12 protein-coding genes are annotated in these 16,810 nt (G+C 71.2%); 7 read left to right on the top strand and 5 right to left on the bottom strand.

The window, feature by feature from the left end; translation table 11 throughout:
• Nucleotides 1-12: 12 nt before the first annotated feature.
• The gene (locus K7G60_RS10430; RefSeq protein ID WP_030687247.1) at nt 13-246 is read right to left on the bottom strand and encodes a hypothetical protein; all 234 of its coding nucleotides are present in this window, start codon (nt 244-246) and stop codon (nt 13-15) included.
• 433 nt (nt 247-679) lie between these two features.
• Here K7G60_RS10430 and K7G60_RS10425 point away from each other — a divergent pair, with 433 nt between their 5' ends.
• The 5 genes from K7G60_RS10425 (at nt 680) to K7G60_RS10405 (ending at nt 7,226) form a co-directional block, all read left to right on the top strand.
• Nucleotides 680-2,797 carry a type IIA DNA topoisomerase subunit B gene (locus K7G60_RS10425; RefSeq protein WP_225800535.1) on the top strand — a complete coding sequence of 706 codons (2,118 nt, stop codon included), beginning with the start codon at nt 680-682 and terminating at the stop codon, nt 2,795-2,797.
• A 295-nt stretch (nt 2,798-3,092) separates the two neighbouring features.
• Entirely contained in the window at nt 3,093-4,175 is a 1,083-nt protein-coding gene (locus K7G60_RS10420) for a sensor histidine kinase (RefSeq protein ID WP_225800534.1), read from the top strand.
• Nucleotides 4,172-5,053 (top strand): response regulator transcription factor, encoded by an 882-nt coding sequence (locus tag K7G60_RS10415; protein ID WP_225800533.1) that lies wholly within the window; start codon nt 4,172-4,174, stop codon nt 5,051-5,053. Before K7G60_RS10420 ends, K7G60_RS10415 begins: the two co-directional genes overlap by 4 nt.
• A gap of 140 nt (nt 5,054-5,193) precedes the next feature.
• Nucleotides 5,194-5,637, top strand: coding sequence for a DUF485 domain-containing protein (locus K7G60_RS10410; protein WP_225800532.1), 444 nt, complete (start codon nt 5,194-5,196; stop codon nt 5,635-5,637).
• Nucleotides 5,634-7,226: a cation acetate symporter gene (locus K7G60_RS10405; RefSeq protein ID WP_225800531.1), complete on the top strand. Its 1,593-nt coding sequence runs from the start codon at nt 5,634-5,636 to the stop codon at nt 7,224-7,226. Before K7G60_RS10410 ends, K7G60_RS10405 begins: the two co-directional genes overlap by 4 nt.
• Before the next feature lie 16 nt (nt 7,227-7,242).
• Here K7G60_RS10405 and K7G60_RS10400 read toward each other — a convergent pair whose 3' ends face one another.
• Both K7G60_RS10400 and K7G60_RS10395 read right to left on the bottom strand, forming a co-directional pair.
• A complete protein-coding gene (locus tag K7G60_RS10400; protein WP_225800530.1) occupies nt 7,243-7,932 on the bottom strand; it encodes a response regulator in 690 nt (229 codons plus the stop codon).
• Nucleotides 7,929-9,608: a sensor histidine kinase gene (locus tag K7G60_RS10395; RefSeq protein WP_225800529.1), complete on the bottom strand. Its 1,680-nt coding sequence runs from the start codon at nt 9,606-9,608 to the stop codon at nt 7,929-7,931. The genes K7G60_RS10400 and K7G60_RS10395 overlap by 4 nt, the downstream gene beginning before the upstream one ends.
• 111 nt (nt 9,609-9,719) lie before the next feature.
• Here K7G60_RS10395 and K7G60_RS10390 point away from each other — a divergent pair, with 111 nt between their 5' ends.
• Nucleotides 9,720-10,775, top strand: coding sequence for a GTP-binding protein (locus K7G60_RS10390; protein WP_225800528.1), 1,056 nt, complete (start codon nt 9,720-9,722; stop codon nt 10,773-10,775).
• A gap of 10 nt (nt 10,776-10,785) precedes the next feature.
• Here K7G60_RS10390 and K7G60_RS10385 read toward each other — a convergent pair whose 3' ends face one another.
• Both K7G60_RS10385 and K7G60_RS10380 read right to left on the bottom strand, forming a co-directional pair.
• Nucleotides 10,786-12,636 (bottom strand): DUF262 domain-containing protein, encoded by a 1,851-nt coding sequence (locus tag K7G60_RS10385; RefSeq protein ID WP_225800527.1) that lies wholly within the window; start codon nt 12,634-12,636, stop codon nt 10,786-10,788.
• A gap of 179 nt (nt 12,637-12,815) precedes the next feature.
• Nucleotides 12,816-15,272, bottom strand: coding sequence for a DNA topoisomerase (ATP-hydrolyzing) subunit A (locus K7G60_RS10380; RefSeq protein ID WP_225800526.1), 2,457 nt, complete (start codon nt 15,270-15,272; stop codon nt 12,816-12,818).
• A gap of 181 nt (nt 15,273-15,453) precedes the next feature.
• On the opposite strand from K7G60_RS10380, the gene K7G60_RS10375 reads away from it, so the two are divergent.
• On the top strand, nt 15,454-16,809 hold the full coding sequence (locus K7G60_RS10375) for a pitrilysin family protein (RefSeq protein WP_225800525.1): 1,356 nt from the start codon (nt 15,454-15,456) through the stop codon (nt 16,807-16,809).
• Nucleotide 16,810: the final 1 nt, after the last annotated feature.

Here is a 16,810-nt window from a genome sequence, read left to right as displayed (position 1 = left end):
TCGTGGATGGCGTCAGGCGTGGTCTTCGCCCATCGTGCGGGCCGGCACGTCCGTGAGCCGGTCCGTCTCATCCTGTATCTCAACGGCGATCTTCTTGAGTTCCGGCTCGAACTTGCGTCCGTGGTGGGCGCAGAAGAGCAAGTCACCTCCGCTGGTCAGAACGACGCGCAGGTATGCCTGGGCGCCGCAGCGGTCGCAACGGTCAGCGGCCGTCAGGGGGCTCGCGGGGGTCAGAACAGTAGTCACGTCGCCTCTTCTCTAGCTCGACGAGCTGTCGTACCAGGGTCAACATCCAACCAGGCCGAAAACGTTCCCGCTCGTGCCTTTTCCTTGAAACTTTTTCCCAAGGTGGCTGTCTGCTGCCGGTTGGCGGCGAATGAGCCGTATTGCGTCGCTCTACGGATTTCGCGTTGCTTGTGTCGGTTAGCCCTCCCGGCGGGGTTGCCGGTTGTTCATGAGGACGTGCCCGGAGCCTAAATGGTTCATGCCTGGAAGGGAACGTGATGTTCACGTCACCCCATCGAGGGATCGAACATCCATGCGAGGCTGGACTAGCATGAGGAATCGGGGTGGGTGGCGTTACAACGGCTCTACCAGGCATCGGTACCCTCTGAGCGGTGACCGACGCCGGGCCTTACCCCACCGGGCCAGATTTCAAATTCAGCGAGGAGCGAACCGCGTGACCGCCGAGACGTCCGTGCCGTCCAGTGCGCTGCTGACCGCAGACCGTGACGGTTCCAACTACACCGCTCGGCACCTGCTCGTACTCGAAGGGCTCGAAGCGGTCCGCAAGCGCCCCGGCATGTACATCGGGTCCACCGACAGCCGCGGTCTGATGCACTGCATCTGGGAGATCATCGACAACTCGGTCGACGAGGCCCTCGGTGGCTACTGCGACCACATCGAGGTCATCCTCCACGACGACGGCTCCGTCGAGGTCCGGGACAACGGCCGGGGCATCCCGGTCGACGTCGAGCCCAAGACCGGCCTCTCCGGCGTCGAGGTCGTCATGACCAAGCTGCACGCCGGCGGAAAGTTCGGCGGCGGGTCGTACGCGGCGTCCGGTGGTCTGCACGGCGTCGGCGCCTCCGTCGTCAACGCCCTGTCCGCCCGCCTCGACGTCGAGGTCGACCGGAACAGCGCGACCCACTCGATCTCCTTCCGCCGCGGTGTCCCCGGCATCTTCACCGAGCCGGGCCCCGACAGCCCCTTCGATCCGGCCAACGGCCTCATCAAGGGCAAGCGCGTCCCCAAGACCCGCACCGGCACGCGCGTCCGCTACTGGGCGGACCGGCAGATCTTCCTCAAGGACGCCAAGCTCTCCCTGGAGACGCTCCACCAGCGCGCCCGGCAGACCGCCTTCCTCGTCCCGGGCCTCACCATCGTCGTCCGCGACGAGCGGGACCTGGCCGGCGTCGGCAAGAGCGAGGAGACCTTCCGCTTCGACGGCGGCATCAGCGAGTTCTGCGAGTACCTCGCCCAGGACAAGGCCGTCTGCGACATCCAGCGCCTCACCGGGCAGGGCACCTTCAAGGAGACCGTCCCGGTCCTCGACGAGCGCGGCCACATGACCCCGACCGAAGTCACCCGCGAGCTCGCCGTGGACGTCGCCCTGCGCTGGGGCACCGGCTACGACACCACGGTCAAGTCCTTCGTCAACATCATCGCCACCCCCAAGGGCGGCACCCACGTCTCGGGCTTCGAGCAGGCCGTCACCAAGACGGTGAACGAGGTGCTGCGCTCGGCCAAGATGCTGCGCGTCGCCGAGGACGACATCGTCAAGGACGACGCCCTGGAGGGGCTCACGGCCGTCGTGACGGTCCGCCTCGCCGAGCCGCAGTTCGAGGGGCAGACCAAGGAGATCCTCGGCACCTCCGCCGCCCGCCGGATCGTGGCGAACGTGGTGGCCAAGGAGCTCAAGGCCTTCCTCACCTCCACCAAGCGGGACGCCAAGGCGCAGGCCCGCGCCGTGCTCGAGAAGACCGTCGCCGCGGCGCGGACCCGGATCGCGGCCCGGCAGCACAAGGAGGCGCAGCGCAGGAAGACCGCGCTCGAGTCCTCCTCGCTGCCGGCCAAGCTCGCGGACTGCCGCAGCGACGACGTGGAGCGCAGCGAGCTCTTCATCGTCGAGGGAGACTCGGCCCTCGGCACGGCCAAGCTCGCCCGGAACAGCGAGTTCCAGGCCCTGCTGCCGATCCGCGGAAAGATCCTCAACGTCCAGAAGTCGTCCGTCTCGGACATGCTCAAGAACGCCGAGTGCGGCGCGATCATCCAGGTCATAGGAGCGGGCTCGGGCCGCACCTTCGACATCGACGCCGCCCGCTACGGCAAGGTCATCATGATGACCGACGCCGACGTCGACGGCTCCCACATCCGCACCCTGCTGCTGACTCTGTTCCAGCGCTACATGCGGCCCATGGTCGAGCAGGGCCGAGTCTTCGCCGCGGTGCCGCCGCTGCACCGGATCGAGCTCGTCCAGCCCAAGAGGGGCCAGGACAAGTACGTCTACACGTACTCGGACAGCGAGCTGCGGCAGACCCTGCTGGAGTTCCAGCGCAAGGGGGTCCGCTACAAGGACGCCATCCAGCGCTACAAGGGTCTGGGCGAGATGGACGCGGACCAGCTCGCGGAGACCACGATGGACCCGCGCCACCGCACCCTGCGCCGGATCAACATCGGCGACCTGGACGCGGCCGAGCAGGTCTTCGACCTCCTCATGGGCAACGACGTGGCGCCCCGCAAGGAGTTCATCACCAGCTCGGCGGCGACGCTCGACCGCTCGCGCATCGACGCCTGAGTGGCTCCACCCGTGGGTGGAGCCACACGCTCCACCCACGGGCCGATCACACCGGCCCCTACTCTCCGTAGCATCGAAGTGTCGGAGGGGGACGGACATGGGCGAGAAGCGCGATCCAGGGTTCGCGAGCACGGGCACCGGGACGGCCACGGGCACGATTACGAGCGCGAGTACGAGCGAGGGGGCACGAGAGGGCAGGGGGCGGACGCGCGGCACTTCCTGGGGCTCCTGGCCCTCGCGGGAGGCGCTCACTCGCGTCGGTGTGCCACGCGGGCGCATCGTTCTCGATCACACGATGCTCGCGGGCCTCAGCGTCCTGGTGCTCACCGGCTGTTACACCTCGGGTGCGTTCGGCGGCTGGTACGCGCCGTTGCCTCCGCTGGGGTTCGGGCTCTGTGTGGCGGCGGGGGTGCGGTACCACCACACGACCCTCGACCGACGTCTGAGGGCCTCGCTGGGACTGCTCGCGGTGATCGCGCTCTGCGGCCTAGGAGCCTATGCGGCAGGCGCTCCGACGCCCGCGACGGTCCTCTGGATCGTCGTCTCGGTCCTGGCGATGGGGAGACTGCCGCTCCCCGCGGGACTGGCCACCGTGGCGGTCCTCGTGGCGGGGTTCATGGAGGCCGACGAGACCGGGATCGCCGGGGCCGGTGTCACCACGGCGGCCGTGCTGCTCGCCGGCTACTCGCTCCGGCTGGACGCCGAGGCGCGAGGAGCCGGGTTCCAGCTGCTCGCTCAGGAACGGCTCGCCAGGGAGGCGGAAGCCGCCTCGGCGGCGCTCGCCGAGCGGGCCAGGATCGCCCGGGAGATACATGACGTGCTCGCCCACAGCCTCTCCGCCCAGATGGTGCACCTGGAGGTCGCACGGCTCCAGATCGAGGCCGGGGCGGACCGCTCGGAGATCCTCAGGCTCGTGACCTCGGCCCGTTCCATGGCCAGGGAGGGACTCGCCGAGACCCGCCACGCGCTCTCGGCCCTGCGCGGGGACATGGCCCCGGTCGAGGACTATCTGCGGGAACTGGCGCGGGAGGACCGTGCAGAGGTCGATGTCACCGGTGAACGCCGGGACCTGCCCGCCGAGGCCTCGCAGGCGGTGCGGCGGGTCGCGCAGGAGGCCCTCACCAACGTCCGCAAACATGCCCCGGGCGCCCGGACCAGGATCCGGTTCGCCTACGGGAGGGACGAGATCTCCCTGGAGATACGCGACTCCGGGCCGCCCCGGGCGATCGACGGCGCGCGAGTGGCGGAGGAGCTGGGGACCTCCGGCTCCGGGTACGGACTGCTCGGCATGAGAGAGCGGGCCGAACTGCTCGGCGGCAGCCTGGACGCGGGGCCCGAGGGGCCCGGGTTCACGGTGCGGCTGCGGGTGCCGGCATGAGCGCCGCGGACGGCGACCGCGTCGCACGGGTCGTCGTCGCCGACGACCAGGCCGTCGTGCGGGAGGGGATCGTGATGCTACTGGGGCTGCTTCCCGGGATCGAAGTCGTCGGATCGGCCCGGGACGGGGAGGAGGCGGTCACGCTCACCGCTGAGCTCGCTCCCGACGTCGTCCTGATGGATCTGCGGATGCCCCGCTGCGACGGAGTCGAGGCAACCCGCAGGATTCGCGACCGGCACCCCGCGACGGAGGTCGTCGTGCTCACCACCTACGCCGACGACGACTCGCTGTTCCCGGCGCTGCGGGCCGGGGCACGCGGTTACCTCACCAAGGACGCCGGCGGGGAGGAGATCCAGCGGGCCGTGCGGGACGTGATCGACGGGCGGGCCGGGCTCTCCCCCTCGGTGCAGCTGCGACTCCTCGAGCGGCTGATCGACCGGGAGGACCGAGACGATCGGGACGACCGCAGCGACCAAGAGGACCGGGACGACCGCAGCGGCCGGGACGATCGGGAGGGCCAGGGCGAACGGTCCGATCGGCCTGGGCCTGGGGTCGGGCCCGGGGCAGGGGCAGAGGCCGGCTCCGGTTCCGGGGTGCGGTCGGTGACGGGCCGGGGGGCTGGGGCGGCGCCGGGGGCGGGCGGCTCGTCCGGACCGTACGCGGACGGTCTGACCGAGCGGGAGACGGAGGTGCTCGCGCTGATCGCGGAGGGGCTGTCCAACCCGGAGATCGCGGGACGGCTGCGGATCTCCACGGCCACGGTGAAGACCCACATCAACAACCTCTTCGCCAAGACCGGGGTGCGCGACCGCGCCCAGGCCGTGCGGTACGCATATCAGCACGGTCTGGTCAGGGCGCCTGGGAGAAGAGTCACCTGATGGGGTGAAGAGAGGAAGGAGAAGAGTCCGGGATCTTCCCGCTCTGTCCATCCTTGTGCACGCGGCCGAAACGGTTCGCTGACAAGGAGAGTTGGCCGGTGGAGCAGGTGGACAGGCAAGAGGGGCGCGACGCTACGGGGATGGCGGTCGACGACCCCTGGTACGACGCGACGGCTTCCGGTCGGGGCGTGGAAGCGGCGGCCGGGACGTCCGGCGACGGCCGCCCCGACGCGGTGCCGCCGCAGCGGGTCCACAGCGCGGCGGAGATCTATCTGGAAGTCCAGCGGAGCCCCGCCTTCCAGGAAGTGCGCCGCCGCTACCGCCGGTTCGTCTTCCCGGCCACCCTGGCGTTCCTCCTGTGGTACCTCGCCTATGTGGTGGCGGCGACCGCGGCGCCCGGGCTGATGGCGCGGCCGGTGGCCGGAGCGGTGAACGTGGCGATGGTCGCGGGGCTCGGTCAGTTCCTCACCACCTTCCTGCTGACCTGGGCCTACGCGCGCCATGCGCGGCTGCGCAGAGACCGGGCCGCACTGGAACTGCGTTGGGACACGCAGGAGATGACCCGAGGGGCGGTGCAGCTGTGACCGGAAGCCATCAGACCCTGGCGCTCGTGCTGTTCAGCGTGTTCGTCGCCGTGACCCTGGGGATCACCACCTGGGTGAGCCGCCACCGCCACGGTTCGGCGGAGGAGTTCTACGCCGGGGGGCGGCTGTTCTCCCCCCTGGAGAACGGGTTCGCCATCGCCGGGGACTACATGTCCGCGGCCTCCTTCCTGGGCATCTCCGGGCTGATCGCGCTCTACGGCTACGACGGCATGCTGTACTCCGTCGGCTTCCTCGTCGCCTGGCTGGTGGTGCTCCTGCTGGTCGCCGAACTGGTGCGCAACTGCGGGCGGTTCACGCTGGCAGACGTCGTCGCCGCACGGATGGCGGAGCGGCCGGTGCGGATCGCCGCCGGAACGTCCTCGGTGGCCGTCTCCGTGCTGTACCTCGTGGCCCAGATGGTGGGGGCCGGGAGCCTGGTGGCGCTGCTGCTCGGCGGTTCCAGCGAGGCCGCGCGCTCGTGGACGGTGGTCGGCGTGGGCGCGCTGATGGTGATCTACGTGTCGCTCGGAGGCATGCGGGCCACCACGTGGATCCAGATCGTCAAGGCGGTCCTGCTCATGGCGGGCACGATCGCGCTCACCGTCCTCGTCCTGCTCCGGTTCCACGGCGACGTGAACGGTCTGCTCTCCACCGCTGCCGAGCGCAGCGGGCACGGTGTGGACTTCCTCGCGCCCGGACTGCGCTACGGCGGGGACTGGACGGCCCGCCTCGACTTCATCAGCCTCGGGCTCGCCCTCGTCCTGGGCACGGCGGGACTGCCGCACATCCTGTCGCGCTTCTACACCGTGCCGACCGCCCGGGCCGCCCGCCGCTCCGTCGTCTGGTCCATCGGGCTCATCGGCAGCTTCTACCTGATGACCATCGTGCTCGGCTTCGGCGCGGCCGCGCTGATCGGCCCCGACGAGGTCCGTGCCTCCAGCGCCTCCGGGAACACCGCCGTGCCGCTGCTCGCCCTCGATCTCGGCGGCGGCGCGGGCTCCACCGGCGGCACGGTGCTCTTCGCGGTCGTCGCCGCCGTCGCCTTCGCGACCATCCTCGCCGTCGTCGCGGGGATCACGCTGGCCTCCTCGGCCTCCGTCGCCCACGACCTGTACGCCTCGCTGCGCCGCCGGCAAGTGAAGCAGTACAGCGAGGTGGCCGTGGCCAGGGTCGCCGCCGCCGGGATCGGCGCGGCCGCCATCGGCCTCGGGCTGCTCGCCCGCGACCTCAACGTGGCCTTCCTCGTCGGGCTGGCCTTCGCGGTGGCGGCCTCCGCCAATCTGCCGGTGCTGCTCTACTCGCTGTTCTGGCGGAAGTTCACCACCCGGGGCGCGGTCTGGGCGGTGTACGGCGGCCTGATCCCGGCGGTGCTGCTCGTCCTGGTCTCCCCGGTCGTCTCCGGCAGCGCGGAATCGCTGTTCCCGGGCGTCGACTTCCACCTCTTCCCGTTGCAGAACCCGGGAGCGGTCTCCATCCCGCTCGGCTTCCTGGCCGGATGGATCGGTACGGTCACCTCGACCGAGCCGCCCGACGAGGCCCGGCACGCGGAGACCGAGGTGCGGGCCCTGACGGGCGCGGGTGCCGTCTGACCGTCCCGCGGGGATGTCAGCCGCCGGTCGGTGAGCCCGTCCAGGCGTACCGGTGCTCGGGGCGGCCCGTCTCGCCGTACCGGAGGGAGAGACGCACCCGGCCGGTGCGTTCCAGGAGCTTGAGGTAGCGCTGCGCGGTCTGGCGGCTGACGCCGGCCCGCTCGGCGATCTCCTGCGCGGACAGCGGGCCGTCGGCGGCGAGCAGTACCCGCCGGACCACCTCGGCCGTGGTGGGGGAGTGGCCCTTGGGCAGGTCGGGGGCGACGGTGCCCGCCGACAGGACCCCGAAGATCCGGTCCACCTCGGCCTGCTCCGCCTCGCCGCCGTTCTCCAGGGCGCGGCGGAGCGTCGCGTACGCCTCCAGCTTGGTGCGGAGCCCGGCGAAGTTGAACGGCTTGACCAGGTACTGCAGGGCCCCGTGCCGCATCGCCGACTGCACGGTGGCCACGTCACGGGCCGCCGTCACCATGATGACGTCGCACTGGTGGCCGCGGGACCGGAGCTCCCGTACCGCCGCGAGTCCGTTCTCGTCGGGCAGGTAGTGGTCCAGGAGGATCAGGTCGACCGGCTGTCCGTCCAGCACGGCGAGCGCCTCGGCGGTCGAGTGGGCGGTGGCGACGACCCGGAAGCCGGGCACCTTGGCGACATAGGCGGCGTTGATCCGCGCGACCAGCACGTCGTCGTCCACGACGAGCACGTCGATCATCGTGCCTCCTCGGCGGATCCGGAGCCGGCCGGCTCCGGTTCGGGGAACTCCGGTTCGGTCAGGGCGTCCGGGAGGACGACCGTGAACACGGCGCCGCCCTCGGGGCCGCCCGCCACCTCGGCGGTGCCGCCCCGGCGCTCGGCGAGGCGGCGCACCAGGGCGAGGCCGAGACCGCGCTTGCCGTGGGACGGCAGCGCCTTCGTCGTCCAGCCCTCGGTGAAGATCAGCTCGCGGCGGCCCTCCGGGACGCCAGGGCCGCTGTCCGAGACCCGCAGCACCACCGTACGGCCCTCGGCGCGGAAGGAGACCTCGATGCGGGCGCCGGGGGTGCCGGCGACGGCGTCCAGGGCGTTGTCGACCAGGTTGCCGACGACGGTGACCAGCTCGCGCGGGTCGACGAGCCGGTCCGGCAGCAGGGAGTCGGGCCCGAGCCGCAGCGAGACGCCCCGCTCGGCGGCGACGGTCGCCTTCCCGACCAGGAGCGCGGCGAGGAGCGGGTCGTGGACCTTCTCCGTGACCTGCTCGGCGGTGGCCCGGTGCACGCCGACCACCTCCGTGACGAACTCGACCGCCTCCTCGTGCATCTCCAGCTCCAGCAGACCGAGGAGGGTGTGCAGCCGGTTGGCGTGCTCGTGGTCCTGGGCGCGGAGCGCGTCGATCAGACCCCGGGTGGAGTCGAGCTCGCGCCCGAGACGTTCCAGCTCGGTGCGGTCGCGGAGGGTCGCCACGGCGCCGCCGTCGTCCGTGGGCATCCGGTTGGCGATCAGCACCCGGTGCCCCCGGACGGTGAGCAGGTCCTCGCCGGTGACCCGGCCGGTGAGGACGTCGGCGGTCCGGCCGGCACCGAGGACCTCGTCGAGCGGCCGGCCCGCCGCCTCGGGGCCGAGGCCGAGGAGGCGCTGCGCCTCGTCGTTCATGAGCCGTACGGAGCCGTGGCGGTCGAGGGCCACGACGCCCTCGCGGATGCCGTGCAGCATGGCCTCGCGTTCGGCGAGGAGGGCGGAGATGTCGGAGAAGGCCAGGTCGTGGGTCTGCCGCTGGAGCCGCCGGGAGATCAGATAGGCGGCGAGCGCCCCGGCCGCGAGCGCGCCGCCCGCGTAGGCGAGGAGGCCGGGGATGGCGGCGAGGAGCCGGTCGCGGACGCTGTCGTACTCGATGCCGACGGAGACCGCGCCGACGATCCGCCCGTCGGCGTCCCGCAGCGGCACCTTGCCGCGTGCCGAGCGGCCCAGGGTGCCGCTGTCGATCTCCATCACCTCGTGACCGGCGAGGGCGGTGCTCGGGTCGGTCGAGACGAGCCTGCCGATCCGCGCGGGGTCGGTGTGCGACCAGCGCACCCCGTGGGTGTCCATGACCACGACGTACTCGGCGCCCGTGGAGGTCCTGATCCGCTCCGCCTCGGCCTGGACCGGGCCCCGCGCGGACGGCGGGCTGCCGGTGAGGTCGGCGGCGAGCCGGGGCGACGCGGTGGTCCCGGCGATGGCCAGGGCCCGCCGCATGGCCTGGTCGTCGAGCTGGGCGCTCAGCGGGGCGAGGAAGAGGCCGGTGGCGAGGACGGTCACACCGGTCGCGATGGCCAGCTGCATCAGCAGGACCTGCGAGAACACCCGCTGCGGCCACCCGAACCGTCGACGGCGCGCACGGGGGCGCGGGGGAGCGGTCTGTGCGGGGCTCATGCCGGAAACGGTAAGGGGCCGCGGCCGGGGACCGGAAATGGTGACGGAACGGACGCCTATTCTGGGGGTTTCCCACGCCCGTGGGACCCGAAGGAACCGGAGGCACGTCCCTTGACCACGCAGCAGATCCCCGTCGTCGTCCTGGCCGGGTTTCTCGGAGCCGGGAAGACCACGCTCCTCAACCACCTGCTGCGCAGCGCCCGGGGCACCCGTATCGGAGTCATGGTCAACGACTTCGGTGACATCGGCATCGACGCGATGACCGTCGCCGGCCAGGTCGGCTCCACCGTCTCCCTCGGCAACGGCTGCCTGTGCTGCGCCGTCGACGCCGGCGAGCTCGACGAGTACCTGGAGGTCCTGACCCGGCCCGAGTCCCGGCTCGACGTGATCGTGATCGAGGCGAGCGGGCTCGCGGAGCCGGAGGAACTGGTCCGCATGGTGCTGGCCAGCGAGAACGAGCGGGTGGTGTACGGAGGGCTCGTCCAGGTCGTCGACGCGTCCGAGTTCGCGGCCACCCGGCAGCGGCACCCCGGGACCGACCGGCACCTCGGCCTCGCCGACCTCGTCGTCGTCAACAAGACGGACCGGGTGGCCGCGGACGAGCTGCGGAGCGTACGGGAGACGGTGGCCGGACTCGCCGGGCGCGCCGCCGTGGTCGAGGCCTCCCACGGGCGCGTCGACCCGGAGCTGCTCTTCGACCGGGTCGTGCCGGAGGGCGAGATCGAGGGCCAGATGTCGATCGAGGACATCCTGTACGGCTCCGAGGACGCCGGCGACGCCCACCCGCACGCGGCCTACGAGAGCCTCTCGCTGACGGCCGCGACGCCGCTGCACCCGCGCCGTCTCATGGCCTTCCTCGACTCGCGCCCCGAGGGCCTCTACCGGATCAAGGGGTTCGTCGACTTCGGCCAGGCCGATCCGGCCAACCGCTACGGCGTGCACGCGGTCGGCCGTTTCCTGCGCTTCTACCCCGAGCCCTGGCCCGCCGGCGGGGAACGCCTCACCCAGCTCGTCCTGATCGGCTCGGGCATCGACGCGCCCGCCCTGCGCAAGGAGCTCGCCTCCTGCGAGCTGAACGGACCGCAGGACGCCCCCGACGAGCACGGCATGTGGGGCGTCCTGCGGTACGTGCAGCGGACGGAGGAGGGGGAGGAGGACTTCGCCTGACCCGCCCGGGTCAGTAGGCCTCCACGAGCTCGGCGGTCTCCAGCGCCTCGACGTCGGCCTCGTCCAGGACGGCGGACTCGGTCCCGTCGTCCACGATGGTCTTGCCCATCTCGGCGGACACCCGCGCGAGCAGCGCGGCCTTCCGGGCGGCGAAGAACGCCGCGAAGTCGTCGAGCGCCATGAGCTCCGGCGCGACGAGGTGGGACCGGATGTGCCCGTGGACCACCTCGGGCGTGGACTCCGCGCTCTTGGCGAGCTTCACCAGGTACTCGGAGGGCGCGTTGCCGCCGATGATCCGGTTGGTACGAGCGGTCAGCGGGGTCTTGTTGATGATGGAGTTGTAGCGCCCCGGGTCCTCGCCCTCCCTCTGGCACCACACCTTCGGGAAGATGTGGTGGATGTCGATCGACTCGTCGAAGTACCCGGTGATCTCCGCCTTCTCGCCGGTGCGCCAGTCCATGGCGCCGGCCTTGAGCAGCAGCGCGTAGACGCCCTTGTACGCGGCGCTGTTGCGGGTCCTCAGCGTCAGCAGCCGACTGGGCGCGAACTCGGCGGCCTCGACGGTGCGGGGCTCGCCCGAGGTCCCCCTGATCCAGCCGACGACGTCCGGCAGGTCGTGGCTGAACCGGGTCTCGGTCGAGCCGCCGTACAGCTCGCCGAAGACTCCGCACCAGTACCAGCGGGCGAGCTTGTGCTGGGCCCCGGCGCTCTGCGCGTCGTCACCCGCGAGGGCCAGGATCGCGGCGAGCGGGATGAGCTGGGCGCCGTACGGCAGGAAGCGGGTGTCGAAGACGAACTGCTGGTGCAGGAACTTCGCCGCGCGCTTGAAGCCCTGCACGACCAGGGGTGCGAACCGCTCGTACTCGTCGAGCCGGAGCTCCAGCATGTCCTTGCGCTTGCAGCCGACGCGCGGAAGCCGTTCCTCCGTGACCCCGAGCGCCACCGCGTCCTCGCGCCGGGCGGCCGTGGCGAGCAGGGTCACCGACTGGAGGAAGTCCGTGTTCGACACGTCCTTGAGGATGCGGTACTCCGGCGCCTGCCAGGAGGCCTTCACCTCCTTGTCCCAGTGCCGCCTGAGATCGAACTCGTCCGCCGCGAAGGTGGCGGTGAGCAGTTCGAAGACCGTGAGGGAGACGCCGCCGGTGTTGACGTTCTCGAAGACCTGGCAGACGGCCTGGCGGGCGGTGTTCTTGCCGAGGGAGATCACGGGGACGTGGTAGTGGGCGAACGGCTTGATGAACGCCTTCTCGAACGCTCTCCAGAGGAGTCGCTTCTCCTTGTCGAGATCCCAGTACTCCTCGAAGCCCGACTCCCACTCATCGGGGTCGAGGACGCAGCTCAACGGGAAGAAGTGGGCCTCGAACTCCTTCTCCCTGGTCGAGTAGTCCTCGATCACCTCACCGCGGAAGCTCTTGAGGATCTTGTCCTGCGGCAGGAAACGAATCGCGTCCTCGCGGTCGGTGTGCTCGTCCAGGACCGCGCGCATGTCGGCGTAGAACCAGCCCGTCACCCGGTGCTTGCGCACGTCCTGGGTCGCCACGGGCTTGTTCAGCATGATCGACTGGAAGAGCGAGGTGAGGCGCTGCTGGCCGTCGAGGACGAGGGTCTCCGGCTCGGTGCCCGGCGGCGGAGCCGCCCCCTCCACGGGCCGGTGCTTGAACCGGACGTCTCCGCCGGACTGCAGCGTCATGACCGTGCCGACCGGGAAGCCCTGGGAGACGGAAGCGAGCAGCGCCGTGATGTTCGGATGGGGCCATACCCAGCCCCGCTGGAACTCGGGGAGCTGCGCCCTGCCGTCCGCGACCTGTCGGAGCAGGTCGTGGAGCGGGCGCTTGTCGATGCCGAAAGCTTCGTCCGTCAACGCGGCCATCCTTCACTCGGCGGCAGACGTGCCGGAGCAGCCCCCCGGCCGGTCACCGGCCCGAGGCTACCCCGCGGTTCCGAGGGCCGTCCGGTGGTCCGGAGAGAAGAGAACCCCGTCCGGCAGGCGACGTGCCTGCCGGACGGGGTTCTCGTTGCGTCGTGCCGTCGTCGCTCCGGTCAGGAGGCCGGGCCCGCCACCACGTCGACCGGCTTCGGGAGGGGAGTGCCCGAGCCGTCGCGGCGGGGGTCCGCCTCGGGGAGGTCCACCGGGGCGCCGGTCTTCTGGGCGGCGCGGGCCGGGGTGGCGCCGGCCCAGGCGAAGGTCAGGATGTCCTCGCCCTTCAGGAAGCGCTGGCAGCGCACGCCGCCGGTCGCGCGGCCCTTGCGCGGGTACTGGTCGAAGGGGGTCAGCTTCGCCGACGTGCCCGTCGAGGAGTCCAGGGTGCCCGTGCCGCCCGCGACGGTGAAGACCACGGCGTCGGCCGCCGGGTCGACGGCCGTGAACGAGATCACCTCGGCGCCCGCGGCGAGCTTGATGCCCGCCATGCCGCCCGCCGGGCGGCCCTGGGGCCGCACCTGCGAGGCCGGGTAGCGCAGCAGCTGGGCGTCGGAGGTGATGAAGACCAGGTCCTCCTCGCCCGTCCGCAGCTCCGTCGCGCCGACGATCCGGTCGCCCTCCTTGAGGGTGATGACCTCCAGCTCGTCCTTGTTCGCCGGGTAGTCCGGCACCACGCGCTTCACCACGCCCTGCAGCGTGCCGAGGGCGAGGCCCGGCGAGGACTCCTCCAGCGTGGTCAGGCAGACCACCGTCTCGTCCCCCTCCAGGGAGAGGAACTCCGCCAGCGGCGCGCCGCCCGCCAGGTTCGGGGCGCTCGCGGTGTCCGGGAGCTGCGGCAGGTCGATCACCGGGAGGCGCAGCAGCCGGCCGGCCGAGGTCACCACGCCGACGTCACCGCGCTGGGTGGCCGCGACCGCCGAGACGATCACGTCGTGCTTGGACCGCTTGCCGTCCTCCGCGGGCGGGAGGTGCTCGGTCACCGTCCGGGCCAGCAGGCCCGTCGAGGAGAGCAGCACCCGGCACGGGTCGTCCGCGACCTCCAGGGGCACGGCGGAGACGGGCGCGCCCGCCGACTCCAGGAGGACCGTCCGCCGGTCCGTGGCGAACTTCTTGGCGACGGCCGCCAGCTCCGCCGAGACCAGCTTGCGCAGCTCCGCGTCGGACTCGAGGATCCCGGTCAGCTCGTCGATCTCGCCGTTGAGGCGGTCGCGCTCGGTCTCCAGCTCCAGGCGGTCGAACTTGGTGAGGCGGCGCAGCGGGGTGTCCAGGATGTACTGCGTCTGGATCTCGCTCAGCGAGAAGCGCTCCATCAGGCGCTCCTTGGCCTGGGCGGAGTTCTCGCTCTCCCGGATGAGCCGGATGACCTCGTCGATGTCGAGCAGCGCGACGAGGAGGCCCTCGACCAGGTGGAGCCGGTCGCGCTTCTTGGCGCGGCGGAACTCGGAGCGGCGCCGGACCACGTCGAAGCGGTGGTCGAGGTAGACCTCCAGGAGCTCCTTGAGGCCGAGGGTCAGCGGCTGCCCGTCGACCAGCGCCACGTTGTTGATGCCGAAGGACTCCTCCATCGGCGTCAGCTTGTAGAGCTGCTCCAGGACCGCCTCGGGCACGAAGCCGTTCTTGATCTCGATGACCAGACGCAGGCCGTGGCTGCGGTCGGTGAGGTCCTTGACGTCCGCGATGCCCTGGAGCTTCTTGGAGCCGACCAGGTCCTTGATCTTGGAGACGACCTTCTCGGGGCCCACCGTGAAGGGCAGCTCGGTCACGACGATGCCCTTGCGGCGCGCCGTCACGGTCTCCACGGTCGCGGTGGCGCGGATCTTGAAGGAGCCGCGGCCCGACTCGTACGCGTCCTTGATGCCGGAGAGGCCGACGATCCGGCCGCCGGTCGGCAGGTCGGGGCCGGGCACGAAGCGCATCAGCGTCTCGAGGTCGGCGTTCGGGTGGCGGATCAGGTGGCGGGCGGCCGCGACGACCTCGCCGAGGTTGTGCGGGGGCATGTTCGTCGCCATGCCGACCGCGATCCCGGACGCGCCGTTGACCAGCAGGTTCGGGTAGGCGGCGGGGAGCGCCACCGGCTCCTGCTCCTGGCCGTCGTAGTTCGGTGCGAAGTCGACCGTGTCCTCGTCGATGGACTCGGTCATGAGGAGCGCGGCCGGGGCCATCCGCGACTCGGTGTACCGCATGGCGGCCGGCGGGTCGTCGTTGCCCAGGGAGCCGAAGTTGCCGTGGCCGTCGACGAGGGGGAGGCGCATGGAGAAGGGCTGTGCCATGCGGACCATCGCGTCGTAGATCGACGCGTCGCCGTGCGGGTGGAGCTTGCCCATCACCTCGCCGACGACACGGGCGCACTTGACGAAGCCGCGGTCGGGGCGGAGCCCCATCTCGCCCATCTGGTAGACGATGCGTCGCTGGACGGGCTTCATGCCGTCGCGGGCGTCGGGGAGGGCGCGCGAGTAGATCACCGAGTACGCGTACTCGAGGAAGGAGCCCTGCATCTCGTCGACGACGTCGATGTCGAGGATTCGCTCCTCGAACGCGTCGTCCGGCGGCGGTGTCTTCGTGCTGCGGCGGGCCATCGCGGCTGCGGCTCCTTCACCAACAAGGTTGATCTGACGCGGACCATTGTGGACCGTGCCACCGACAACGCCGACCGCGACCCGGAAGAGGGACATCACGAAGGGTCGGGAACTTCGCCAGGTGTCGGCGCGCTTGCATACAGTGGCAGGACTTTTTCACATCGCGATCGAAGGGACGTACATGCCCATGGGTCACACGGCCATGGCCGAGGCCGGCTCCGGCGGCCTGACAGCGACCGAGCACCGGTTGGCGAACGGCCTGCGCGTGGTGCTCTCCGAGGACCACCTGACCCCGGTCGCCGCGGTCTGCCTCTGGTACGACGTCGGCTCGCGTCACGAGGTCAAGGGCCGTACGGGCCTCGCCCACCTCTTCGAGCACCTGATGTTCCAGGGTTCGAAGCAGGTGCACGGGAACGGCCACTTCGAGCTGGTGCAGGGCGCCGGCGGTTCGCTCAACGGCACGACGAGCTTCGAGCGCACCAACTACTTCGAGACCATGCCCACGCACCAGCTGGAGCTCGCGCTCTGGCTGGAGGCCGACCGCATGGGCTCGCTGCTCGCCGCCCTGGACGACGAGTCCATGGAGAACCAGCGGGACGTCGTCAAGAACGAGCGCCGCCAGCGCTACGACAACGTGCCGTACGGCACGGCCTTCGAGAAGCTGACCGCCCTCGCCTACCCGGAGGGCCACCCCTACCACCACACGCCGATCGGCTCCATGGCCGACCTGGACGCGGCCACCCTGGAGGACGCGCGGAACTTCTTCCGCACGTACTACGCCCCGAACAACGCGGTGCTGTCCGTCGTCGGCGACATCGACCCGGCGCAGACGCTCGCCTGGGTGGAGAAGTACTTCGGCTCCATCCCCGCCCATGACGGCAAGCCCGAGCCGCGCCCCGGCGACCTGCCCGAGGTCATCGGCGAGCAGCTGCGCGAGGTCGTCGAGGAGGAGGTCCCGGCGCGCGCGCTGATGGCCGCCTACCGGCTGCCGCACGACGGCACGCGCGAGTGCGACGCCGCCGACCTGGCCCTGACGGTCCTGGGCGGCGGGGAGTCCTCCCGCCTGCACAACCGCCTGGTCCGCCGTGACCGTACGGCCGTCGCCGCCGGCTTCGGCCTGCTGCGGCTCGCCGGGGCGCCCTCGCTGGGCTGGCTGGACGTCAAGACCTCCGGGGGCGTCGAGGTCCCGCAGATCGAGGCGGCCGTCGACGAGGAGCTGGCCCGGTTCGCCGCCGAGGGCCCCACGCCCGAGGAGATGGAGCGCGCGCAGGCCCAGCTGGAGCGCGAGTGGCTGGACCGGCTCGGCACCGTCGCGGGCCGCGCCGACGAACTGTGCCGGTACGCCGTGCTGTTCGGCGACCCGCAGCTCGCCCTGACCGCCGTCGACCGCGTCCTGGCCGTCACCGCCGAGGAGGTGCGGGCGGTCGCCGCGGCCAAGCTGCGCCCCGACAACCGCGCGGTGCTCGTCTACGAGCCCCTGGCGACCGAGCAGAGCGACGCCGACGGCGACGACGAAGAAGAGGGAGCGGACCAGTGAC

Source organism: Streptomyces sp. NK15101, assembly GCF_020400725.1.
Taxonomy (GTDB): Bacteria; Actinomycetota; Actinomycetes; order Streptomycetales; family Streptomycetaceae; genus Streptomyces.
This window is presented reverse-complemented; position numbering and strand designations above follow the sequence as displayed.

Coding starts and splice junctions, on each gene's coding strand:
- K7G60_RS10420 (WP_225800534.1), top strand. CDS start 3,093: ATGCTCGCGGGCCTCAGCGTCCTGGTGCTCACCGGCTGTTACACCTCG.
- K7G60_RS10415 (WP_225800533.1), top strand. CDS start 4,172: ATGAGCGCCGCGGACGGCGACCGCGTCGCACGGGTCGTCGTCGCCGAC.
- K7G60_RS10410 (WP_225800532.1), top strand. CDS start 5,194: ATGGCGGTCGACGACCCCTGGTACGACGCGACGGCTTCCGGTCGGGGC.
- K7G60_RS10400 (WP_225800530.1), bottom strand. CDS start 7,932: ATGATCGACGTGCTCGTCGTGGACGACGACGTGCTGGTCGCGCGGATC.
- K7G60_RS10395 (WP_225800529.1), bottom strand. CDS start 9,608: ATGAGCCCCGCACAGACCGCTCCCCCGCGCCCCCGTGCGCGCCGTCGA.
- K7G60_RS10380 (WP_225800526.1), bottom strand. CDS start 15,272: ATGGCCCGCCGCAGCACGAAGACACCGCCGCCGGACGACGCGTTCGAG.
- K7G60_RS10375 (WP_225800525.1), top strand. CDS start 15,454: ATGCCCATGGGTCACACGGCCATGGCCGAGGCCGGCTCCGGCGGCCTG.